The sequence below is a fragment of the Polynucleobacter sp. IMCC 29146 genome (assembly GCF_021395195.1).
Classification (GTDB): Bacteria; Pseudomonadota; Gammaproteobacteria; order Burkholderiales; family Burkholderiaceae; genus Polynucleobacter.
The window spans coordinates 38,139-62,444 of the sequence record NZ_JAJVCR010000009.1 but is presented as its reverse complement, the minus strand read 5'-3'; the positions used below and the strand labels follow the sequence as shown (position 1 = coordinate 62,444).

Annotated in this window: 21 protein-coding genes; 7 read left to right on the top strand and 14 right to left on the bottom strand. The window is 42.1% G+C overall.

Annotated elements, in window-relative coordinates:
* Genes phnE (LZT22_RS10740) through phnD form a run of 4 tightly spaced genes read right to left on the bottom strand, consistent with a single transcriptional unit; the run spans position 1 to position 3,370 of the window.
* Positions 1-810, bottom strand: coding sequence for a phosphonate ABC transporter, permease protein PhnE (gene phnE, locus LZT22_RS10740; RefSeq protein ID WP_233925225.1), 810 nt, complete (start codon positions 808-810; stop codon positions 1-3).
* Positions 807-1,565 (bottom strand): phosphonate ABC transporter, permease protein PhnE, encoded by a 759-nt coding sequence (gene phnE / locus LZT22_RS10735; protein WP_233925224.1) that lies wholly within the window; start codon positions 1,563-1,565, stop codon positions 807-809. The genes phnE (LZT22_RS10740) and phnE (LZT22_RS10735) overlap by 4 nt, the downstream gene beginning before the upstream one ends.
* Positions 1,566-1,594: 29 nt before the next feature.
* Positions 1,595-2,362 (bottom strand): phosphonate ABC transporter ATP-binding protein, encoded by a 768-nt coding sequence (gene phnC, locus LZT22_RS10730; protein WP_233925223.1) that lies wholly within the window; start codon positions 2,360-2,362, stop codon positions 1,595-1,597.
* A complete protein-coding gene (gene phnD / locus LZT22_RS10725) occupies positions 2,363-3,370 on the bottom strand; it encodes a phosphate/phosphite/phosphonate ABC transporter substrate-binding protein (RefSeq protein ID WP_255696516.1) in 1,008 nt (335 codons plus the stop codon).
* A 155-nt stretch (positions 3,371-3,525) separates the two neighbouring features.
* On the opposite strand from phnD, the gene LZT22_RS10720 reads away from it, so the two are divergent.
* Together LZT22_RS10720 and katG are read left to right on the top strand one after the other, a co-directional pair.
* Positions 3,526-4,032, top strand: coding sequence for a DUF1993 family protein (locus LZT22_RS10720; protein WP_233925222.1), 507 nt, complete (start codon positions 3,526-3,528; stop codon positions 4,030-4,032).
* A gap of 45 nt (positions 4,033-4,077) precedes the next feature.
* Entirely contained in the window at positions 4,078-6,273 is a 2,196-nt protein-coding gene (katG, locus tag LZT22_RS10715) for a catalase/peroxidase HPI (protein ID WP_233925221.1), read from the top strand.
* Here the strand turns inward: katG and LZT22_RS10710 are convergent.
* A complete protein-coding gene (locus LZT22_RS10710) occupies positions 6,270-7,271 on the bottom strand; it encodes an ABC transporter ATP-binding protein (protein ID WP_233925220.1) in 1,002 nt (333 codons plus the stop codon). The genes katG and LZT22_RS10710 overlap by 4 nt on opposite strands.
* Before the next feature lie 146 nt (positions 7,272-7,417).
* Here LZT22_RS10710 and LZT22_RS10705 point away from each other — a divergent pair, with 146 nt between their 5' ends.
* The 3 genes from LZT22_RS10705 (at position 7,418) to LZT22_RS10695 (ending at position 11,271) form a co-directional block, all read left to right on the top strand.
* Complete coding sequence (locus LZT22_RS10705; RefSeq protein ID WP_233925219.1) at positions 7,418-8,998, top strand: iron ABC transporter permease; 1,581 nt, start codon at positions 7,418-7,420, stop codon at positions 8,996-8,998.
* An 86-nt stretch (positions 8,999-9,084) separates the two neighbouring features.
* Entirely contained in the window at positions 9,085-10,176 is a 1,092-nt protein-coding gene (locus LZT22_RS10700; RefSeq protein WP_233925218.1) for an extracellular solute-binding protein, read from the top strand.
* Between the two features lie 48 nt (positions 10,177-10,224).
* Complete coding sequence (locus LZT22_RS10695) at positions 10,225-11,271, top strand: LacI family DNA-binding transcriptional regulator (protein ID WP_233925217.1); 1,047 nt, start codon at positions 10,225-10,227, stop codon at positions 11,269-11,271.
* 5 nt (positions 11,272-11,276) lie between these two features.
* Here the strand turns inward: LZT22_RS10695 and LZT22_RS10690 are convergent, their stop codons facing one another.
* The 9 genes from LZT22_RS10690 to LZT22_RS10650 all read right to left on the bottom strand — a co-directional run bounded on the left by LZT22_RS10690 (position 11,277) and on the right by LZT22_RS10650 (position 20,737).
* Positions 11,277-12,371, bottom strand: coding sequence for a glycerol dehydrogenase (locus tag LZT22_RS10690; RefSeq protein ID WP_233925216.1), 1,095 nt, complete (start codon positions 12,369-12,371; stop codon positions 11,277-11,279).
* Positions 12,372-12,375: 4 nt separating this feature from the next.
* Positions 12,376-13,146, bottom strand: a complete 771-nt coding sequence (locus tag LZT22_RS10685; RefSeq protein WP_233925215.1) for an SDR family NAD(P)-dependent oxidoreductase — start codon at positions 13,144-13,146, stop codon at positions 12,376-12,378.
* Positions 13,147-13,148: 2 nt separating this feature from the next.
* Positions 13,149-13,769 carry a carbohydrate ABC transporter permease gene (locus LZT22_RS10680; RefSeq protein WP_233925214.1) on the bottom strand — a complete coding sequence of 207 codons (621 nt, stop codon included), beginning with the start codon at positions 13,767-13,769 and terminating at the stop codon, positions 13,149-13,151.
* Between the two features lie 209 nt (positions 13,770-13,978).
* Positions 13,979-14,866 (bottom strand): carbohydrate ABC transporter permease, encoded by an 888-nt coding sequence (locus tag LZT22_RS10675; RefSeq protein ID WP_233925213.1) that lies wholly within the window; start codon positions 14,864-14,866, stop codon positions 13,979-13,981.
* A gap of 7 nt (positions 14,867-14,873) precedes the next feature.
* Positions 14,874-16,223 carry an ABC transporter substrate-binding protein gene (locus tag LZT22_RS10670; RefSeq protein ID WP_233925212.1) on the bottom strand — a complete coding sequence of 450 codons (1,350 nt, stop codon included), beginning with the start codon at positions 16,221-16,223 and terminating at the stop codon, positions 14,874-14,876.
* A gap of 25 nt (positions 16,224-16,248) precedes the next feature.
* Positions 16,249-17,355 carry an ABC transporter ATP-binding protein gene (locus LZT22_RS10665; protein ID WP_233925211.1) on the bottom strand — a complete coding sequence of 369 codons (1,107 nt, stop codon included), beginning with the start codon at positions 17,353-17,355 and terminating at the stop codon, positions 16,249-16,251.
* A 6-nt stretch (positions 17,356-17,361) separates the two neighbouring features.
* Complete coding sequence (gene xylB, locus LZT22_RS10660) at positions 17,362-18,891, bottom strand: xylulokinase (RefSeq protein ID WP_233925210.1); 1,530 nt, start codon at positions 18,889-18,891, stop codon at positions 17,362-17,364.
* Positions 18,892-18,925: 34 nt separating this feature from the next.
* On the bottom strand, positions 18,926-19,210 hold the full coding sequence (locus LZT22_RS10655) for a hypothetical protein (RefSeq protein WP_233925208.1): 285 nt from the start codon (positions 19,208-19,210) through the stop codon (positions 18,926-18,928).
* Between the two features lie 30 nt (positions 19,211-19,240).
* Positions 19,241-20,737 carry an FAD-binding oxidoreductase gene (locus LZT22_RS10650; protein ID WP_233925207.1) on the bottom strand — a complete coding sequence of 499 codons (1,497 nt, stop codon included), beginning with the start codon at positions 20,735-20,737 and terminating at the stop codon, positions 19,241-19,243.
* A gap of 253 nt (positions 20,738-20,990) precedes the next feature.
* Here LZT22_RS10650 and LZT22_RS10645 point away from each other — a divergent pair, with 253 nt between their 5' ends.
* Both LZT22_RS10645 and LZT22_RS10640 read left to right on the top strand, forming a co-directional pair.
* The gene (locus LZT22_RS10645; RefSeq protein ID WP_233925206.1) at positions 20,991-21,998 is read left to right on the top strand and encodes a tripartite tricarboxylate transporter substrate binding protein; all 1,008 of its coding nucleotides are present in this window, start codon (positions 20,991-20,993) and stop codon (positions 21,996-21,998) included.
* A 30-nt stretch (positions 21,999-22,028) separates the two neighbouring features.
* Positions 22,029-24,284, top strand: a complete 2,256-nt coding sequence (locus LZT22_RS10640) for an arylsulfatase (RefSeq protein WP_233925205.1) — start codon at positions 22,029-22,031, stop codon at positions 24,282-24,284.
* Positions 24,285-24,306: the final 22 nt, after the last annotated feature.

Here is a 24,306-nt window from a genome sequence, read left to right as displayed (position 1 = left end):
TCAAATTAATTTTTTGCGGATTTGTGTCACGATAATTTCAGCAATTACAACGATAATAAAAATACATAATAGTATTAATGAAACACGAGTCCACTGAAATAGATTTAGTGCAGAATCGAGTGCCATCCCAATACCCCCAGCACCAACTAGGCCCAAGACTGAAGATTCGCGAATATTAATATCCCAACGAAATAAGGCAATTGACCAAAAACTTGGCGCAATCTGAGGCCAATAGCCTTTGGTAAAAATTGAAAGCCAAGGTGCACCACAGGCTTTTAATGCTTCAATGCTGTTCATGTCAGCAGTATCAATTGACTCGCCCAGTAACTTACCAACAAAACCAATTGATCGAAAAGCAATTGCAAGAGTGCCAGCTAGAGCTCCTGGACCAAAAATCGCCACAAATAATAAGGCCCAAATAATTGAATTAATTGATCTTGAGGCAACTAAAATAAATTGTGCGATTAAATTAATAATGCGAAAAGGTATTAAGCGATAAGAGGCGCAAAGCCCAATGGGAAAGGCAATTGCTAATGAAATAATAGTGCCTAAAGTTGCAATATGGATTGTATCCAACAAGGCTTCATGAATTCCCTTTGGGTAGTAGTCAAAATCAATTGGCCACATACGCAAAAATAGATCCTGCACCTGTTCTGGAGCATCTAATAAAAACTCGGGGATAACTTCAACATTTTTAGCTGAGAAAATAATTAGTGCGATGGCTATAAGCGATAAAAAAAATCGAAGTTGTACTTGAATAAAGCTATAACGCGACCAAGTACTAGGGTATTCTTTTTGGGATGTAATCATGATTCGTTTTCAATTCGACTTTGTTTTCCGGTAAGTAGAATACGAATCAATTTAGCTAATAATTCGCCAGTCATAATCATTGCGATGATGGCGAGCAAAATAGCGCATACAAAGTCATAGTCGAAGCGTTGGAAGGCGGCAAATAAAGTACCTCCAATACCTCCAGCACCCACAATTCCCACCATTGTTGAGTTTCTTAAATTAGAATCGATTTGGTAAGTAACAAAGCCAATAAAGCGGGACATCACTTGGGGGAAGACGCCATAATCTAGCACGCTTAAAAATGGCGCACCTGTTGCTTTAATGGCTTCAACTTGTTTTGGCGATATTTCTTCAATTGCTTCAGCAAAGAGTTTGGCAATAAATCCAATTGAAGCCACAATTAGGGTCAAGATGCCTGCTAATGCACCAAAGCCAACTGCTTTAACAAAGAGAATAGCAACGATTAAAGGATGAAAACTGCGACAAAGGGCAATCACCGTACGCGCAATCCACGTTACCCATTTGGGCATTAAGTTGCGCGCTGCTAGAATGCTAAGTGGTAATGAAAGAATCACCCCGAAAAAGGAAGCCAATATAGCAATTTCCAGACTTTCTTGTAAGCCTTTAAACATCGACTCTGGTTGCATTACATGTGGGGGAAACATCCGACTTAAAAATTGTGCACCATTATGGATGCCGAGGACAAAGCGATCCCAAGTAAAGTCAAGCCTAGACATAGCGTAAATCACATAAGCAAAAAAAATCGCCCACATGATTTTTGTTTTATAGGATGGGGAGAATGCTACTGAAGCCAATCCTTGCCACCATATATAGACCTTAAAACCGAATCATTCAATTGTTCTGGCGAGCCGTCATAAATGATTTTGCCTTCAGACATGCCAATGATTCTGGTAGCAAATCGTTTTGCTAATTCAACATCATGCATGTTGACTATTACTGGAATATTGAGCTTATTACCTAACTCTTGCATCAATTTCATTATCTCTACAGAAGTTTTTGGATCCAAAGAAGATGTAGGCTCATCGGCTAATAATAATCTTGGGCTTTGCATAATTGATCTAGCAATACCAACCCGTTGGCGCTGACCCCCAGATAGAGAATCAGCCCGTTGATTTTCAAAACCCCGTAAGCCAATCAAATCTAATAATTGATAGGCTTGCTCAATATCGGTCGGCGGGTAAATTCTGAGCCAGGCTTTTAATGCTGAAATATAGCCGAGGCGTCCAGAGAGAATATTTTCCATTACGGTCAGACGCTCTACTAAATTAAATTCCTGGAAAACCATCCCAATTTGACGCCGTGCCTTTCTAAGCGAGCTAGAGTTAAGTGTGACTAAATTCTCACCACAAAAATTAATTATTCCTCGAGTGGGCTCAACTAGACGATTAATGCAGCGAATCAGGGTTGACTTACCTGTACCAGAAGGGCCAATGATGGCTATGAGCCCACTTCCCTGCACAAAAATATTGATATTTGATAATACCAATTTACCTGGGACATACTCCTTATAAAGATTTTCAATCTTTAGCGTGGTGACACTTAAACTCATTTAATTTTTAGCAGCAGCTTTTTTGCGAGCCTCTTCTTCGCGGGAAGTCTCTTTATCGTAAGCAGAGCGATTAAATTTCTCCCCGCCATTTTCAGCAACTTGGCGTACTATGGCCCAATCTTTTTTATAAGTTATCGGGAAAAAACGATCGGCACCATCAAAGGCTTTTTTCATATCATCCGTAAAACGGTAATCGAAGAAGCACTTAAGTAGTTGATCTCTAAACTTTGGCTCTAAGTTATAAGCATATGCAAAAGAAGAAGTTGGAAATTTAGGGCTTTTATAAATAATGCGGAAGTCATCTTCATTTATTTGACCTCTCACTGCCATGCGATGAAATACATCTGAGGCAACTGCTGCACCATCATAATCACCTGAGCGAACCCCTAAAATTGATTGATCATGTTTACCAGAAAAGAGAATGTTGTAGTCGGTTCCTGGCGCAAGACCCTCTTTTGGAAATAAAGCCATTGGAGCCATATGGCCAGAGTTTGAGGATGGGGATGTATGGGCAAATTTTTTGCCTTTCAAATCGGCCAGCTTTTGATAAGGGCTAGATTTTTTAACAACCACTAGCAAGTTATATCCCTGAAATTCTTTTTCGGTACCTTTAACAGCAAAAGGAACAGCGCCGGCAATATTGACAGCAAAGGCGGTTGGGCCTGTTGAAAACCCGCCCACATGTAAGCGGCCTGAGCGCATAGCTTCGATTTCTGCAGCATTCGACTGCACTTGGTAAAAAATGACTTTTTTACTGGTGCATTGGGCTAAATGGTCGGTAAAGGGTTTGAACACCTTTTCATATACCGCCGGGTCTTCAACGGGGGTATAGGTGAAAACAATCGTAGATGGGGTTTTAAGTAATTTAGGGTCGGTTGGGGTATCGGCAACCATATCGCCATTTTGGTCGCAATATTGGGGGTCAAGATCCCCACTGCTTTTGCATGCAGTTTGGGCAAAAACAGCGTATGACATCAACACTAGCAAGCTAAATATAATGCGCTTCATGCTAATTCTCCCTGTAAGTCTAGTTAGTGTAATTATCTTATTTTAGACCCCTAAATATAGCCGATCTAAATGGCCGCTGGTAGTTCTGCAAAACTAATATTACAAGAGTAACATCAGAATCCTTATTACTATTTTTCTCTTCCTAAAGGCTAATGATGACGATTTCAATGTACCAAGCTAGCGCACCACGATTCATCCATGTTTTAAAGAATCTATCGGCTATATTAGATAAGACTCAAGCCCATATCGAGGCTAAAAAATTAGATGTCACCGCCTTTACTTTGTTTCGTTTATTTCCCGATATGCTTAACCTCACGCGACAAATCCAAATTGCAACTGATACAGCAAAGGGCTTAGTTGGCCGATTGGCTGGAGTAGAAATTCCGGTGTATGAAGATAATGAGCAATCTATTGCAGATTTGAAGTTACGTATTGCTAAAACAATTGCTTTCATCGAAGGCATTAAACCTGAGCAGATTGATGGCACCGAAGATAAAGATATTATTACCAAGCGAGGCGATAAAGAGACCCATTACAAAGGCCTCCAGTTTTTATTAGGGCATGCCTTACCTAATGTCTATTTTCATGTCACCACTGCGTACAATATTTTGCGTCATAACGGCGTTGAGATTGGTAAACGCGATTATTTAGGTAGCATTTAACTGCGCATTCAACCCTTTTTTATTTCATATTCTTAGGAAAGCTTCATGTCACCTGCAGCCACTTGCCCGTTTTCTGATAGCGCGGATGATCGTGCCTTAGCCAGACACACCACGAATGCCGACTGGTGGCCCAATCAATTGGATCTCAAGCTTTTAAATCAACACTCACCGCTAATGAATCCGATGCCTAAGGATTTTAATTACGCCAAAGAATTTCAAAGCCTAGATTTACATGCTGTTATCAAAGATCTCAATGCTTTGATGACAAACTCACAAGCATGGTGGCCCGCTGACTATGGGCACTACGGCCCATTCTTTATTCGCATGGCATGGCATAGTGCAGGCACTTATCGCATTGGCGATGGTCGTGGAGGCGCAGGTTCTGGCACACAACGTTTTGCGCCACTAAATAGCTGGCCTGATAATGGCAATCTCGATAAGGCACGCAGATTGATTTGGCCTATTAAGCAAAAGTATGGTCGTAAAATTTCTTGGGCTGACCTCATGGTGCTTGCCGGTACGATTGCGCTGCAGTCAATGGGCTTAAAGATTGTTGGTTTTGCCGGTGGGCGCGAAGATGTCTGGGAAGGTGAAGACATTTATTGGGGTTCAGAAGGACAGTGGCTAGCCGATAAGCGTTATAGCGGTGACCGAGAATTAGAAAAGCCACTCGCTGCAGTACAAATGGGCTTGATCTATGTAAATCCTGAGGGCCCTGATGGTAACCCTGATCCACTAGCTGCTGCGCGCGATATACGGGAGACCTTTGCCCGTATGGCGATGGACGATACTGAGACGGTCGCTCTCATTGCTGGCGGACATACCTTTGGTAAAGCCCATGGTGCTGCTGATCCAGCAAAGTATGTTGGCCCAGAGCCCGAAGCTGCACCGATTGCAGAACAAGCCTTTGGTTGGAAAAATACTTTTGGAACTGGCTCTGGGGATGATGCGATTACTAGCGGCTTAGAAGGCGCATGGACAACAAATCCTATCCAGTGGGATAACAACTATTTTGATCATCTATTCGGTTATGAGTGGGAGTTAACAAAGAGCCCCGCAGGTGCTCATCAATGGACGCCAAAAGAGGCATCGGCAGCCGGCACCGTACCTGATGCACATGATCCTGCTAAGAAACATGCACCGATGATGTTTACCACCGATCTGGCCTTGAAGATGGATCCAAGTTACCGCATTATTTCGGAGCGGTTTCATGCCCATCCAGAAGAATTGGCGGACGTTTTTTCTAAGGCTTGGTACAAATTAACCCACCGTGATATGGGACCTATCTCACGTTATCTTGGTCCCCTTGTACCAAAGCAGCAGCAATTGTGGCAAGACCCGATTCCTCCAGTCACTCACCCCTTGATCGATGTAGAAGATATAACTAACTTAAAGCAAAAAATATTAGCATCACCGCTCTCAATTGCACAGTTAGTAAAAACGGCTTGGGCATCAGCAAGCACATTTCGGGGAGGCGATAAACGTGGTGGAGCTAATGGCGCTCGTTTACGTTTGGCGCCGCAAAAAGATTGGCCAGTCAACCAGCCCGCCGAGTTGGCCACTAGTTTGCAAATACTAGAGGCTATCCAAACAGAATTCAATGCTTCACAGACTTCTGGAAAAAAAGTTTCACTGGCTGATTTAATTGTTCTAGGCGGGAATGCAGCGATTGAATCGGCAGCCCAGAAAGCAGATCAAGCGCTAACGCTACCATTCTTTCCTGGTCGGACTGATGCATCGCAAGAGCAAACTGACATACATTCTTTTGCTGTACTGGAGCCACGTGCCGATGGGTTTCGTAACTACATGGGCGATGGCAATGTGGCTGCAGCCGCCGAACGCTTAATTGACCGCGCCAATCAGTTGACCCTGACAGCACCTGAAATGACGGTATTGATTGGCGGCATGCGGGTTCTCAATGCCAATTTTGATCAGTCAGCATATGGTATTTTCACGCAGCGCCCCGAGACCTTAACGAATGATTTTTTTGTTAATTTACTGGATATGAATACTAAGTGGCAGCAAAGAGATGCAGCTACTGGCGTGCTTGAAGGCATGGATCGAGCCACAGGAAAGCTGAAGTGGTCTGGAACGCTGGTCGATCTTGTTTTTGGTTCTAATTCACAGTTACGCGCGCTAGCAGAGGTTTATGCTTGTGCTGATGCGCAAACTAAGTTTATCAATGATTTTGCCGCAGCTTGGAATAAAGTGATGAACCTAGACCGTTATGATTTAGCTTAATCTGCTTCTTGATTAAATGTGACGACATGATCGGCAACTAAGTGAATACCAATTTTTTCACCAATGGCATGATCATGATGACTGGGAACAAAGGCAAAAATTTCAGTGCCTGATGCAAGCTTTAGAGTATAGAGAAAATCGGCACCTCGAAACGTTTTTCTCACTACCTCAGCTTGCGTTGGGCTAGCATCATCATGTTGAATATCGTCAGCACGAAGTAGTACATCAATTTCTTCGCCGACTGCGTTACTGTGGCCGGGATCTAAATCTAATTCGCCCAGCTCGATATTTACTTTTCCACTAGCTTGAACCACTCCTTTGACAAATACGCCGCGACCAATAAAGTCGGCGATATAACGATTAATCGGTTTGTGATACAGCTCATAAGGGGAATCCCATTGCATCACTTTGCCATCAACCATCACCCCAATTTGATCGGCAATTGCAAACGCTTCGAATTGATCGTGAGTGACCAATAGAGCGGTTATCTTATTGGCCTTGAGAATGGCGCGCATTTCCCCTGCAAGGCGCTCTCTTAATTCAATATCTAGACTAGAGAATGGTTCATCAAGCAAAATGAGGTCGGGTTCGGGGGCCATTGCTCTAGCTAGGGCTACACGTTGTTGTTGCCCGCCACTAAGCTCATGAGGAAAGACATTGGCTTTATCTGCCAATGAGACCCGCTTTAACCACTCTATAGCTAGGGATTTTCTTTGAGCGCCGGGAAAATGTTGCAAACCAAAAGCGACATTTTCTAAAACTGTCAGATGTGGGAAGAGAGCAAAATCTTGAAACACCATACCAACCCGTCTTTGGCTTGGCGCGATATGAGTGGTAGGCGAGCTAACAACGCTATTACGAAGCAGAATTTCGCCTTTTTGTAAGGGTTCAAAGCCGCAAATGGCCCTCAGCACAGAAGATTTACCGCAGCCCGAGGAGCCTAATAAACAGCCAATCTCACCTTGCTGCAGCTCTAGATCTAGATCATTAACAGCCATAACCTGCCCCTGCCCAGTGTGATTAGGATAGGCAATTTCAAGGTGTTTTATTGAAAGCAGGGGGCAATTCACGTTCATCCCTATAATTTTCTCATTAATGTAAATGGTTTAATACATAACTAAAGTCTAAACGGATTGTGGATTTGATGAGTCGAATCGTCGTACCGCTGGCACTCTTATTGTTTTTGCCCCTGTTTGGCTTGGCACTCCCATTTTTATTGCCAGAATTCAGCGGCAACGCTGATAGTGCAAGTAACACGCTAGTGACTAGCACGCTAGCTCATTTATGGCATTTTGTCCTTGGGGATTACCTCGTATCGACATTGGCATTAATTTTCGGGGTGGGAATTGGCGTATTTATTCTTGGAGTTGGGAACGCTTGGATAATTGCAAGCTATCAATTTCCTGGCAAGAAATTTTTTGCATGGGCATTAATTTTGCCTTTGGCTGTACCGACTTACGTAATGGCGTATCTTTTTGTCGATCTATTGCAATTTTCAGGGCCCGTGCAAAGCGCAATTCGATCTTTATGGGGATTAGATTCTTTATGGTTTTTTCCTGACCCAAGATCATTAAGTGGCGCAATATGGTCTTTTTCTTTTTGCTTATATCCGTATGTTTATTTAATTACTCGCACCGCTTTTTTAGAGCGAAGCAGTCGTTTGATCGAAGTTTCTGAAACTTTAGGTTACAGTGAGATGCAGGCCTTATGGAAATTGATCTTACCGATGGCTAGGCCCGCAATCTTTGCGGGAATGGCGTTGGCCCTCATGGAAGTTTTGGCTGACTTTGGTGCAGTCTCTTACTTTGGGGTGCAAACTTTTGCCACTGGCATTTTTAAAGCTTGGCTATCTTTTGGTGATCGTATGGCCGCAATAGAGCTGGCACTGGGTTTACTCGGTTTTGTTTTATTCATCTTTTTTATTGAACAGCGTAGTCGTTCTCAACTGCGCTATTCATCCTCTTTCCAAAGTAAGCCTTTGGCTAAGACCTTACATGGTAGACGTGCATTACTAGCGTTTTTATTTTGCGGTCTAACCATCACCTGCGGTTTTCTATTGCCCGCATTTGCACTACTGCAACTGCTTTACAAACAAGGCTTTAATCTCGACATACGATATTTTGCATGGCTTGGTAACTCCTTATCAGTGTCTTTCATCACTGCCTTCACCTCAGTCTTATTAGCCTTATTTTTTGCCTATGCCGTGAGATTACATGCACGCTTGGCTTGGGTTAATCGTTTATTGAGCTTTGGGTATGCCTTACCAGGCGCAGTTTTGGCCATTGGGGTACTTTCTTTTTTAGAAATTTTTCAGATTGCTTGGTGGGTTTCTGCCAGCATACTTATTTTGATTTACGCATATCTAGTACGATTTTTATCCTCTAGCTTGCAAACTGTTGAAGCAGGTTTAGCGCGGATTACCCCCTCAATGGATGGCTCGGCAGCATTATTTGGCTTATCTCAGTTACAGATTTTACGAAGGGTGCACGTACCGTTACTCCAGCGGAGTCTGCTTACCGCTGGATTATTTGTTTTTGTTGACGTGATGAAAGAATTACCTGCCACCTTACTGCTACGCCCATTTAATTTTGATACCTTAGCCGTAGCCACCTACCAATTAGCGGCTGATGAGCGCTTGGCAGAGCTAGCATTACCATCGCTAACTATTGTGCTGGCTGGTCTTTTGCCGGTCTTGGTGCTATCTCGGCTCATGTCTAAGCCCTAATTCTTAATTGATAATCATTCTTATTTGTGATATATTAGTTCAAATCTAATTAAATCTAGCTTGAGAATAGGGCATTCGTAATAGAAATGAGAAAACAAAATTTGACGCAAAAGATTCCGCTCGCCTTAAGTGCTAGCACATTAATTATTGCTTTATTACTCATCAGTTTTTGGGCTACTAATCCTGTGATTGCACAAACAGCGAATGAAACAAAAGAGCTTAATTTATATTCCGCTCGACACTATCAAACCGATGAGGCTCTTTACAGCGACTTTACTAAGAAGACGGGAATTAAAATCAATCGGATTGAAGCAGATGACAATGCCTTAGCTGAAAGATTAAAGAGCGAAGGCAACAAAAGTCCAGCCGATGTTATTTTGATGGTTGATGCAGCGCGTCTTTGGCGGGCACAAATTGATGGTTTCTTTAAACCCATTCAATCGCCCTATTTGGAAAGCCGAATTCCAGCAAATTTACGCGCGAAGCCTGATGCACAAGGCACGACCTGGTTTGGTTTTTCGACTCGAGCGCGTTTAGTTGTATATAACAAATCTACAGTGAAGCCTCAGGATGTGGATACCTACGAAAAATTAGCAGAACCCCTTAATAAAGGCAAGGTTTGCACCCGCTCAGGCGCACATCCTTATATGTTGTCGCTCATTGGGGCGATGATCGAGCGTCGCGGAGAAGAGGCTACCGAAGCTTGGGCCAAAGGAATGGTAGCCAATATGGCACGACCCCCAAGAGGCGGTGATACCGATCAAATTAAGGCCGTTGCTGCGGGTGAGTGTGGTGTGGCCCTAACTAATTCTTATTATTTAGTGAGATTATTGCGCTCTAAAAATCCAGAGGATCAGGCCATTGTTTCTAAAATTGGCTTTGTCTGGCCCAATCAACAGACCTCTGGCGTACACATTAATATTGCTGGGGGCGGGGTAGCGAAGAATGCGCCGCATTCTCAAGCAGCAATTCAATTTCTAGACTACTTGGCAAGTGACTCTGCGCAAGAGTATTTTGCTAATGGAAATAATGAGTGGCCAGTCGTTAAGTCAGTAAAGTTAGAAAATGAAGGACTTAAAATGCTCGGGTCATTTAAGGCCGAAAATATTTCAATTGCGGCAATTGGTAAGAACCAAATTGCCGCACAAAGATTGCTAGATCGGGTGGGGTATAAATGAGATTTTAGTGGCAGTGTGGAGTTACTATAGTTACAATAACCTCAACCTATGAAACAAAATAAAGCTAAACCAAGCGCTAGAGCAACATTAAAAAATATTGCTCTTAAGGCAAAGGTAGATCCATCAACAGTTTCAAGAGTGTTGTCACAAAATCCTAATCAAAGGGTCTCCAGCAAAACAAAAAAGAAAATTTTAGAGGTTGCGAAGGGTTTAGATTATCAGCCTAATATTAGTGCACGTAGTCTCAGGGTGTCTAAAACTTTTTCGATTGGAATAGTGGTACCACAGCTTGATAACCCTGTTTTTTCAGAAATTATCAAGGGCGCCGAAAGAGGCGCGAGTGAAAAAGGCTATAGCCTGGTTATTTCTTATCTAGAGGATGGCCCATCTAAGGGCGAGCCATATAAAAAATTAATTCAATCTAATCGGGTTGATGGTCTTTTAGTAACTACTTTAAATAAAAATAGTGCAATTCTTCGGGCGGCAAAAAAATCAACCGTACCAGTAGTAGTTCTCAATCGCAAAGTTCCAGGATTAATAAACTCAGTCTATTTTAATAGTTCGCGAGCCGCAAAAATTGCCACTGAGTATTTAATATCACAGGGCCATAAGCATATTGCACATTTATCTGGTCAAGTTAATTCATCATCAGGAGTAGGCCGATTTTATGGGTATAAAGAGGCGTTAGAACAGGCAATGATTCCGTTTAACCCTAATTTAGTAGAGGTAAGTGGCTATTCAATTTTGGGGGGTTCGCAGGCCACAGAGAAGCTTTTAGTCAACCCAAAGGCAAAACCTACCGCTATATTTGCCTTAACACTGAATGTTGCTGTAGGGGCGATGATGGCTTTACAAAAAAACGGGTTTAGCGTTCCTAAAGATATGTCTATAGTAGCCATTCATGATGGCCCAATTGCTAGTGCACTTCATCCCCCTTTGACTACCGTACAAATGCCTTCCCAAAAAATGGGTTATGAAGGTGCAATAGGGCTAATTAACTTAATTGAAAAAAATCAAAATAAAGTCTTGGTAGAGCTTCTACCAGGGGAGTTAATTATTAGAGAATCAGTAAAAAATATATCAAAAAATAAATAAGACTTTTATAGCGACATGCCAATTTCATTGGCCCTTATTAGCGACTCAATAATTCTGGCATCAGTTGCTTTTGGGGATAGGTTATTAATATAAGGCGCCATCATGGTCTTAGAGGCAATATCTTCTAATTCCAAGGGATTCAATCCTTCTACACCAAAATCCTTAAAGCTAACAGGCAGACCTAAGGACTGACAAAATTTTGCATGAGTCTTAATTTCAGTTGAAGAACGATTTTCAGCTATCAGTTGCACAATAGAACCAAAGGCAACAATTTCTCCATGCAGAAATTTAGTCATGATGGGATGCGCTGTAAAGCCCCTTGTGAGGGCATGTGCCAGCGAAAGTCCTGCACTTTCAAAGCCTAAACCACTGAGAAGAACTGATGCCTCAGTTGCTCTCTCAACTGCTTCATTAGGTGATTGATATTGTTTTATTTGCTTTACGGCTTCTTCACCATATTCCAGAATAGTTTCGTAGCATTTATCTGCCAGTAGACGAGCAGTAGCTAGTGATGGGGTGCCAAAAAAGTTTTTCCCTTGGTTAAAAAAGCATTGTTCTGCCTCAAATTTTTTACTCAACGCATCACCAAGTCCTGCAACAAAAAACCTTAATGGGGCATGAGAAATAATATTGGTGTCAACAATAACGACATCTGGATTTCGAGCCATATAGTCAACACGGGCAATCCGATGGTGCTCATCGTATAAAACAATTAATCTACTTGTAGGGGAATCGTTAGAGGCGATCGTAGGCAGAATGAAAAGAGGTAATTTGCAGTTAAAGGCAATCCACTTAGCACAATCAATGGTTTTCCCGCCACCAAATCCCAACACGATATCGGCATTCAAGTCGCTAACTTGGGCCGCGAGTTGAGAGACAACTTCAGGCGTTATCTCGCCAGGAAATAAAACGAAATTAGCAGTAAAGCCCTTTTGGGAAAGCGTATTTTGCAGGCATTCCCCATTCATTTTATTGACTACTTCATCCAGAATAACAACAACGTTAATTACATTAAAGCTTTTTAGTAACTCAGGAATTTCTTTTAGCGCCCCTGGGCCTTGAATATATCTGCCAGGAAACCCCATGGTTTTTATTGTCATGAATTCAATTGCCCCAATAGAAATCTCTGCGTCCACCATCCATGCAAATTAATTCGCCATTAATAAAGGCTGCCTGTATTGAGCTTAAAAAGGTAACTAGCGCAGCAACCTCCTCGGGCAGGCAAGTGCGGCCGACGGGATTTTGTTTTTGCAAAATTTCCCTCATTTCAGGGGTGAATTGGGCAATTAACTCAGTTTCAACATATCCAGGAGCAATCGCATTGACGGTTATGCCTAACCCGCCAACTTCTTTCGCTAGAGTTTTTGTAAGCCCAGCAATTGCTGCTTTCGCAGCGGAATAATGAGATATACCAGCTCTACCTCCGCCAGTAAAATTCATAGAAGACATATTAATAATCCTGCCAAAATGATTCTTTTCCATTAAAGGAATCATAGCTCGAGACCATAAAAAAGTACTTTTGAGGTGTGCATTAATCATTTGATCCCATGCACTCACAGGCATGTCTCGCAGTAAATAGGTCGGCTTAACTCCTATACCCGCATTATTAACAAGTACATCACACCGTTGAAAGATATTCTCAATTTCCTTTACTACTTCTTTAACTTGATTTTCATTAGAAGCATCAGCCAAATAAAAAAATGCAGAAATATCTTTGGCTTTTAATTCCTTAATGGCTGCTTGACCAGCTGCTTTATCAATATCAATTAGGATGATCTTGCAACCCTCTGCGCCCAATGTAAAAGCATCTGCTAAGCCAATGCCTTTAGCACCACCCGTAATAACGCAGACTTTATTAGTTAAGCCAAAATTCATCTTTATCCTTTAATTGCACCAGCTGCCAAGCCTTTAATGAAATAACGCCCTAAAAATACAAATATTAGAAATAAAGGAATGGCAATTAAAGTTGCGCCAGCCATTAATTCACCCCAGCGCGCATCAAATGAGCCGATTAAGGAGGCCAGACCCACTGGTAAGGTTTTATTGAGATCGCTACTCACTAGTACAAATGCAAATACATAATCTGTCCAAGACAATAGAAATGAAAAAATAGAAACGGTAATAATTCCTGGGAGCGATAGGGGGAGCACAACCCGGAAGAATGCGCCAGCACGAGAACAGCCATCGACCATTGCAGCTTCCTCTAAATCAAAAGGCATCACTTTAAAAAACCCCCAAAGCATCCACACACCCAGTGGAATTGTTAAGGTGCAATGAGCTAAAACAACAGCAATTAAACTATCAGCAAGGCCAAGAGTCGCAAAAATTGATAGTAAAGGAATGGCTAACATTAAGGGTGGAAACATATACGCATATAACATGCTACCCACAATCATTGTTTTACCTGGCACGCGATAGCGTGTTACGACATAGGCAATGATGATCGAAATAATTAAAGTGATAACCACAACTGCCAGCGCCACAATAATACTATTCATGAACTGCAGGGGGTAGTCTGTTAATTCTAGAAGGTTTCTATATGAGGTGAATTGCCAGTCGATTGTTTTTGGAATTAAAGTGGGTATATCAAATAACTCTTTTTCTGGACGGAGACTCGAGATGATCATCCAATATATGGGGAAAAATGACCAGATACCCAGTAGCACCAAGCACACTAGTGTAAATAGCGCTGGACCAGCCTTTACTTTCAATGAGAGCCCCCTTTCTCTTCCAGTGGGTAATAGTAAAAATAAACCAAAATCAAGAGCGAGAGAAGCAAAAAAGATAATGTTGCAACCGCGGCTCCTCCGCCGACGTCATACTGCAAAAATGCGCGTCGATAAGCCAATATCGGTAGATGCTCTGTGGCAGAAGAAGGACCACCTTTAGTTAATAACCAAATAATGTCAAATTTATTAAACATCCAAATACTTCTTAGCAAAATAATTACCATTAGCATGGGTAAAAGCATGGGAATAGTGACGTGCCAGAATCTTGCCCACATTCCAGCGCCATCTACTTTTGCAGATTCATAGAGCGATTTTGGAATAGTTTGTAGGGCCGCCAAAAAAGAAACTGTTACAAATGGAGTCCAAGTCCATACACTAGCAACTATTACAACCGCCATTGCAAGATAGGGATTTTCAAACCAGCTTGGCCTGCCCATGCCTAATTGCTCTGACCAGAGTGTAAATAAGCCTAAGGTTCCATCCAGCATCCATTGAAATGCCAAAGCCACTACGACGGTTGGAAGTAGGTAGGGCAAAATTACTAGACCCCTAATAATGGGGAGGCCTGGAAAATTTCGGTCTAAGAATAATGCAAAGGCAATGCCGAGACAAACTTGCAGGATGATCGTTAAACAACCAAAAATAAGGCCAACTGAGAGCGCCTTCCAAAATATGATTTCGTTCAGAATGCGGACATAGTTTCCAATTCCAACCCAATTTTTATTAGAAACAAAAGATTCCGAATGATAAAAACTTAACTGAATTGCATGCAGAACAGGCAGCAGGATAAGTAATAAAACAACAGAAACCGAAGCGATAAAAGCCCATTTAAGGACTTTATCGCTAGGGGTTCTGAATCCTTGCATTTAAGAACTACAAAACTGTTCGATATTTTTTTGACATTACATCAACAGCCTCTGATGCGGGCATGCCGTTATAAATCACATTTTGCAATCCCTCGGTAATTGCAAAAGTTTCAAACATTTTTCCAGGGCGCGAATCAATACGCGGACCTTCAGTATCAACAGATCTAATAATGACGTCTTTGCGTGTTAGTAAGCCTTTCATAAACTCAACTAAATCGGCATGTTTTTCTACTAAAGGATGGGCTCTCCAGCGAGCATCGTCATAGACATCTAATCTAGCTGGTTGAAAGTGTAGTGGCGCTGAGTGTAAGAAATTAATATATTGATTTTCTGTAAACCACTCCATAAATTTCAGAGATTCCTCTTTCATGGGTGTATTTAAGACAACCCAGCCGTCATAGCCATGATTAACCGCCTGACCTTTACCAGCGCTATCTGGGTACATAAAAAACCCTGTTTTAGAGACTAGATCGGGGGCCTTATCTTCAATCACTTCCATCAATCTTCCAGCATAGGGGGCATGAGCAACCTGACCTCCTGAGTATTGCCCTAAGACTGTGCCAAACAAAGCCTGAGTCATTCCTTGCGGCATACTCGGAGACATTTTTTTCATAAACTCGAAGTAAGCCATTACCTTAGGCTTATTTGTCGGGTTATCTAGCACTAATGCAAAGTTATCGTCTAACATTCTGACGCCATCAGCCCACATATATCCCAAAGACATCCATTGGGCGGCGGCATTATTACCAAGCGGTTGCGCAACCCCAAATTTGCCATCAGCAGTTAAAGCTTTAGCATTTTCAGCCATTTGTTCCCAGGTGGTTGGAACTTTTAAGCCTTTTTGCTGGTATAAATCTTTGCGGTAGTACATCCAACAAAAATTATAATCATACGGATACCAGTAATTTTGGCCTTTTATTGGAAATAGAATTCGAGGCCCCCATTTGTGTTTATTGACCAGCGTATTAAGTGGTACCAATTTTCCTGCGTCGGCAAGAATGAAGACATGTCCAGCAAAAGCTAGAGTCCCAATATCATAGGGTGTTCCTGCTGCAATAGAAGCTTGTAATTTATTGTAAGCTTCGTCAGGCACTACGGTATCTATTACAACCTTTACTTTTGAGATTCGCTCATATTCCGCGGCGGCTACACGCAAGGCCTTAACAGAATCCCTAGAGGGCTCAGCATTCAGGAAGCGAATGGTTTTTTGTTGTGCATGAATAGCCGGTGCGCCGCCAGCAAATAAGGCGGCACCAGCAACTGCAGCTTTTAAAATTTCGCGACGTTGAATTTTCCCCTGGTTGATGCTTTGAGTGGGCTTGCTAGTGTCATTGATTAATTCATTATTTTTTTTCATTTTTATCTCCATTTGAAGAACTACATTAAATAAGACTTTCCCCAGATAAACCATTAAAAATATGCCATTTAGATTCTTTTAACGCTATATTTAAATCATCTCCAACTTTACATCTGTCCTCGCGACCACTTAAAATTCGAATTTTTTGATTACTAGGCAACTCACAAACAAAAAGAGTATGCGCCCCCATTTGCTCAATCATTGAAATTTTAGCTGTAAAAATACTTTGATTTTGACTTGGCTCTTGTGAATTTAATACGCTTAATATTTCAAAGTGTTCTGGTCTTATTCCCAAAACAATTTTATCTGCCTGCTTTAAATCCAATTTTAAATTTTTACCCAGCATAATATCTAATCCGTTACTTTTAAATAGATACTGTCCTTTATCTTCAGAAATAGATCCTTCAATTAAATTCATTTCAGGTGCGCCAATAAATCCTGCAACAAATAAATTCACTGGATGATCATAAACCTCTAGTGGGGTTCCAATTTGCTGAACTTTGCCTTGGTTCATTACGACGATACGATCCCCTAATGTCATGGCCTCCACTTGGTCATGGGTAACGTAAACCATATTAATCCCAATACGTTGATGGAGCTGACCAATTTCTTCCCGCATTCTGATTCGCAACTTGGCATCTAAATTTGATAATGGCTCGTCCAATAGAAAAACTTCAGGCGACCTAACAAGCGCTCTACCTAGGGAAACCCGCTGCATCTGCCCGCCGGAAAGCTGCTTGGGTTTCCGCTCTAATAGATTTTCAATGCGCAATATCTCCGCAGCCCATTTAATTTTTTTCTTAATTTCATCTGCGGGCACCTTGCGCATTTTTAAGCCAAAAGCGAGATTTTCATAAACGGTTTTATGTGGATATAAGGCATAGTTTTGGAAAACCATCGCAATATTCCGTTCGCTTGGCTCTAAATGAGTAACATCTTTTTGACCAATAAAAATATTTCCCGAGCTTACTTCTTCAAGCCCAGCAATCATTCGTAAGGTCGTAGATTTACCGCAGCCAGATGGACCTACCAAGACAATAAATTCGCCATCAGTTATCTCGAGATTTAAATCGACGACTACTACAGTATTACCAAAATTTTTATTGACATTCTTTAAGATAATTGAAGCCATATTTCTTTAACCAATCAATGCTGATAATTCATGATTAACATCTTTTAGACCAGCCTGAGCAGCTTTATACATAACAAAAAGGCGATCATAAAAAGCAACCCGAGTTGGGTCGGGCTGAATTTTTTCTGCCACCCTAATACATTTATTAGCAGCTGAAAGTTCATCACTAAAAATTCCTACCCCAACACCTGCAATTAGGGCCGCACCAAAAGAGGCATCTGTTGTCTCAGATAAAACTATTTCGATACCCAGTATATCGGCCACAATTTGTCTCCAGGTTGCACTTTTAGCCCCTCCGCCAATTATGCGAGCTGACCGAATTTCAATTCCCTGATCCTTAAATTGCTCAAGTACATCCTTTAGGGAAAAAGCAATTCCTTCGTACAAGGCCCGCGCAAAATGAGCGCGATTATGGCGGAAGGTGATGCCTACGAAATCAGCCCGAAGTAAGGGATCCCAATACGGGGCTCTTTCGCCCTGTAAGTAGGGATGAAACAATAAGCCTTCAGCACCTGGTTGAATTTCACTTGCCAATTGATCCATCAGATCAAACCCATTAATACCATCATGAGAGCTAAAGAAAGTGTCTCTTAACCAGCGGTGTGCTGATGCGCAACTATTTGTTCCTGAAATCGTATACCAATGATCTGGAATAACAAATGGATAATTAATCAAGGTTTTATGAAGATTGGGCTTTTTGCTGACCACACTTACAGTGCCAGCGGTTGCTAGTTTGACCGTTCCATCGCCAGCATGAATTGAGCCTGCTCCAAAAGTTTCAATTGAAGTATCTGATGTACCACATACTACTGGCGTACCTTCCATCAAACCAGTTTCTTTTGCTGCCTTACTGGTCACAACACCAACGATATCAGTGGGTTTTACAATTGGGGGCAGCGCTTCAATTGGACATCCTGCCAGATCGCATAACTCCTTCGACCATGCGCCTTTTCTGGCGTCAAATAGGAGCGTTCCTACCGCCTCTGTTGCATCCATTTCCCAGGTTCCGGTTAATCTTGACCTGAGCCAATCTTTGGCGACATAAATACGCTTGGTTTTTTGCAGAACTTCGGGTTCATTTCTGCTGAGCCATAAAAATTGGGGTAAGGTCCAAGTGGGGGCTGGGGAGTTAAATCCTAATTCAAGAATTCGGTCCCAGTGCTTATCTTTTAACTCCTGTGTTTCTTTGCCGCTACGTTGATCATTCCATAAAATTGCTGGCCTAAGAAGGGCGCCATTTTTATCCTCTAAAACAGGAGTATGGGCACCCGCGCTGAATGAAATGGCGGCGATTTCACTTGCGGTGATGTTTGCCTGCTTGATTGCTTTGGGTACAGTTTCTTTCACTGCATCCCACCAATCATGCGGGTTTTGTTCACTCCATCTTGGGTGGGGAGAATGGGTCTTCAGGTCTTTACTTGCCGTCCCTAAGACGTGACCATGGAGATCAATAATCATTGTCTTTAGGCTACCTGCACCAATATCGATGCCCATCAAGCACGTTTTGGGTGAAGGATTATTATTTTCTGTAACCATCTTTTGTTCTGCTAATGAGGGATTCCAGTAACACTTAAGTTTGGGAGTTAAAGGATTGCACTGCAGCATCTAGAACTTGCGTCATATTTAGTCCATATGTGCAATGACCAACGCTGGCTTTAACGGCATTGCGTCTTATTAGGACATCTTTTGTCTCTTGATCCCATTCGAGGTTTCCCTGATGCACAGCTAGACAAATGAAAGACAGTGCCGATGGGGTTTGTGACTCAATTTGCAACGCTTCAGTGGCCGCATAACTGGAGCGACAAGTATTGGGGCAAAAAGCACAGATTTTGAGAGATTTAATTGCTTCACCCATTTTTATAATCCATCTATCAAAGTTATTAAATTAGTTATTGGTTGTAAGCCCATGAGCCCCATTTGCTAGGGGCAGACCTAGTTTTCCAGGGTTAAATAAATTCCCTGGGTCAAGCGAAAGCTTGAGAGCCTCAAGAAGATGCATGCCCTCATTTAATTCATCTTTCATCCATCTACCTCGAAGCAAGCCAACGCCATGGTGATGGGCGATTGAACCACCAAATTGAAGGCAAATGGATTCAATTTTGTCCCACAACTGTAGATGCAATTGATGCGCTTGTAAATTATCCATTGGGGGTAGCCTAATAGTCATATATTGACAGAGACCCTCAGGATAAATATGTGACCAATGCGCTCCAAAATGCAGTTCTGGATAGATGACCTTGACCTCTTTAGCGATGGTTTTGTACATTGCCTCAACTTCACTCCAACTTGCCGTCACCTCAACCGTATCCATATAGTAATCATCCGTCTGCCATTGAGTTGAGTAGGATTGATAGCGCGTTTTTTGCCAATGCTCATAAGGAGCGAGACTAGCTAAGGATGCGCCATATTTTTGCGCAATCTCAATTGAGAGTTTTTTCTCTACAGCTAATAGCTCTGGCAAGCCAGAAAATTTCATAATGCATAAAATTGGCTTTTCCTTAAATTCAGCTATATTTTCAGTCCGCTGATGGCTTTCTTCTACGTCGTATAAACGAATCACTTCCGGCCTTAATTCACTTTGCATAATTTCTCGTAGTGCATTGAAGCCAACCTGAAGAGAGGGGAAAGCTAGGACACAACCTTCACTAAGAAGCGATTTTTTCCAAATCCTTAAGGTAATTTCTGTAATGAACCCAAATACCCCTTCTGAACCCACTAGGATATCTTTAATACTTGGACCTACGGATCTTCTAGCAACTGGCCGAACGTCTAACAATTTGCCATTTGGCAGCACTGCTTTCAGCCCTAAAACCATGTCTTCAATTTTTCCAAATCTTGAGGAGGCTTGACCAGCCCCCCGACAAGCAGCCCAGCCGCCCACCGTTGACATTGCAATAGATTGGGGATAATGCCCAGCGGTAAAGCCACGCTTATTTAACGCCTCCTCAAATTGCATTCCATTCATTCCAGCTTGAACTGTTACAGTGCCGTTGATTTCGTTGATGTCGAGAATGCGGTTCATTTTCTTTAAGTCAATAATCATTTCACCATTTAATGGGATAGTTCCACCTAAAACTCCGGATCCGGCGCCAAAGGGAATTAAAGCAATTTGATTGGCCAAGCAAAATTGAGTAATGCTAATTAAATCTTCAGTCGACTCTGGCAGTATTACTGCGCTAGGTAGGGTGCCAGGTAAGGCACCAGCTCGAATTCGATAAAGCCCATGCGGCAGCCTATCCCTAGAATAGGCATAACGATCAGCCTTGCCCAATAAAAGCTTATTGTCCCCAATAATTGCCTGTAATTTCTTTGATAATTCTGCAGATATGGGGATGTCTTTAGCGCTTATTTTTGGCGCCTTTACAGCAGTGCTAATAGCCATGAAAACAGCCCTTATATAAAAAACAAGCCTAAATTGAACAAACGATTGTTCTAAATCTAACTAAATTTAATTTATAAGTCAATTTATTTGATCTAAGTGTTTTTACTAGGGTGTTAAAAGTATGGTCAAATGAAGTTTTGATTGACAATAATTGCTAAGATAGATAAATTTGGACAAAGGATTGTTCATAGGCAAATATCGAGCTAGATTGTTTAGAGGGGCAATTTTAATAATTAACCCAAAAAAGGTTTATATGACTAATACATCAGCTATCTTCACAGCGCTATGGCATCAGCGGGTAAAGACCTTTTCCATTATTTTTTTTACCTGTATTTGTGTTTCTGTGGCATTTGCGCAAAATTATCCTTCTCGAACAATTACCATTGTGATGCCTTATATTGCTGGAGGCCCAACTGATGCGACATTTAGAGATTTGGCTAGAGGCATGTCTCAGGATTTGGGTCAGTCCGTAGTTATAGAAAATAAACCGGGCGGCGGGGCCATGCTGGGGGCGCAATATGTTTCGCGTGCTAAACCAGACGGCTACACACTTCTAGCCTCTGTAGTAGCTAATATGGTGACTAGCCCTTTATTAATGCAAAATCCACCTTTTAATCCCAGCAAAGATTTTATCCCCATTTCAACGGTGAGTACCAATCCTTTGATCTTAGTAGCATCTAAATCTTCTGGTATCACCAGTCTTAGTGATTTAATTGCTAAAGCCAAGGCCAAGCCCGGTGAATTAGCAATTGCCTCATTTGGCCATGGCACACCTTCGCATCTGGCAATTGAGTTACTAAAAACGACTGCTAAGATAGATGTCATTCATATTCCTTATAACGGATCTTCTCCGGCAATGATTGATTTACGAGGTGGAAGAGTCCCATTGTTAATGGATATTCTGCCAAGCCACGTGCAAACGTTAGCGAATGGCGAAGTGATTGGCTTGGCTATTGCCCAGAAAAAACGCTCTGAAATTACTCCATCAGTCCCCACTTTTCAAGAATCAGGACTTCCTGGATTTGAGGCTTTAACATGGATGGCGCTGTCGGCGCCTGCAGGCACGCCTAAAGAAGTTATTAAAAAAATTAACGAGTCGGTTCAGCGGAGCTCTGCAGATCCTGCATACCAAACCACAATGCGTAATCGAGGGATGCCCGTAACTCCTTCAAGCCCAGAAGAAATGGACCTCATGATCCGAAATGAGACTACAAAGTGGGAAGCGGTTATTCGTAATGCTGCTATAAAAAAAGCGGATTAATGACCCACCTTAATTCAAGAGCATAGTTCAATGGAAGAAATTTTGCCAGCTGAAAAATTCGCAGGATCGATTGGTAAGACATACCGTGATTCCAAGCCACATTGGGCAGAAGCAAAAAAAGCTTCACCAGATCATCCAAATATTGTTTTATTAGTTTTAGATGACGTAGGTTTTTCGCATTTGGGTTGCTATGGCTCGGATATTAATACCCCCAGGATCGATGCGCTTGCAGCCAAGGGTTTAAGGTTTACGAATTTTCATACCACTGCGATGTGTTCGCCCACCAGAGCAGCTTTACTCACTGGGCGACAGCACCATGCTGCTGGCATGGGGACAATTGTTGAGTGGTGTACGGGGTATCCAGGTTATCAGGGTCAAGTTACTAAGCGAGCCGCGACACTAGCAGATATGCTTAGGCCCCATGGATATAACACGCATGCGTTGGGGAAGTGGCATCTCATGCGTATGACGGATGCCACAGCAGCAGGCCCTTTTGACTACTGGCCATTAGCTAGGGGTTTTGATCGGTATTATGGTTTTTTAAGCTCATTGACAGACCATTGGAATCCAGAGCTGTTTTGCGACAATCATCCAATTTCTCGACCGGTTAAGCCTGGTTATCATTTAACCGAGGATTTAATTGACAAGTCGATTGAATTAATTCGTGACCAGCAATGCGCAGCACCTGGAAAGCCTTTCTTTAGTTATGTTGCATTGGGCGCCTGCCACTCTCCTCATCATGTAGAACCTAAATATATTGAGCGCTACAAAGGGAAGTATGACTGTGGATGGGATGAGATTCGTAAAAAATGGTTTAAGAGGCAGATTGAATTAGGCATTATTCCGCCAGATACCGTCTTAACTGAAAGAAATAATGAGGTCATAGCATGGGATTCTTTATCTAGCGATGAACAAAGGGTTTGCGCTCGCATGCAAGAGGTATTTGCTGGTTTTTTAGAGCACACCGATGAGCAGGTGGGTAGATTAGTTGATTATTTAGAGTCGATGAATTTATTAGACAACACCTTATTTGTTGTCCTCTCAGATAACGGAGCAAGTGATGAAGGTGGCGATCATGGAAATATTAATATTCGCAAACACTATGCATTTGTTGACGAGCCAATTGAAGAATTAATTGCCAATATTGATAAGTTAGGCAGTGAATATACCTATAATCATTACCCGAAAGGTTGGGGTTTTGCTGGCAATACTCCACTTAAATGGTTCAAGATGGATACCTTTGGTGGAGGCATTAGAGATCCGTTAATTATTCATTGGCCCAATAAAATCAAAGATCAAGGCGGTATTAGACGACAATATCACCATTGCGTGGATTTTGTCTCTACCGTACTTGAGTTATTAAATATTGATGCCCCTCAAAATCATCAGGGAATCGAGCAGCTTCCCATCCATGGGAAAAGTATGGTTTATGCGTTTGATAATGCTCAAGCACCCACGCAGAAAAAAACCCAGTATTTTGAAATGTTAGGCGATCGAGGCATTTGGCACGAGGGATGGAAGGCGGTAACTCGGCATAAAAAAGGGACCGATTTTGAGGCTGATATATGGGAGCTTTATCACGTTGAATATGATTTTTCTGAAAGTAATAATTTAGCGTCACAGTTTCCAGAAAAATTGAAGATGTTAATAGATTTATGGTGGTCTGAAGCGGAGAAGTATTCGGTGCTTCCACTCGATGATCGCGACCGCGAAAGAACTGCAGCAAGCTTAAAAGCTACCAGTAGAAAAATATATACTTATTATCCAGGTATGGCACGCGTAGATAGATTATCTGCTCCCAATGTTGCCAATCGGTCATACCAAATTGAGGCTGAGATTGAGATTGATGAGCATGGGACTAATGGAGTTTTATTTGCCGCAGGCGGACGCTTTGGCGGATACGTACTTTTTATTAAGGACAATCAATTAATTCATGAATATAACTGCGGTGATGAGCGACGATTAATCTTAAAGTCACCATCAAAACTTTCTGCAGGTAAGCATCATGTTTCCTTCGGCTTTAAAAAAACCGGTTCTTTAGCAGGCAGCGGTACATTGTCATGCGATGGTATTGAGGTAGCTAGTTTGACAATGGAAAGAATGTGGCCTTTATTGCCTAATGCCACAGGAATACACTGTGGACGCGATGATGGCAGCCCCGTTAGCGAGAGTTACTCCTGCCCCAATACCTTCAATGGAAATTTAAAAAAGATTATTGTTAAGGTCGAGGACGATCAGGAAATTGACTTTTTAAAAGAGTATTACGCAGCATTAGCCGACGACTAAAATTCATTCTCTTAAAGAAATC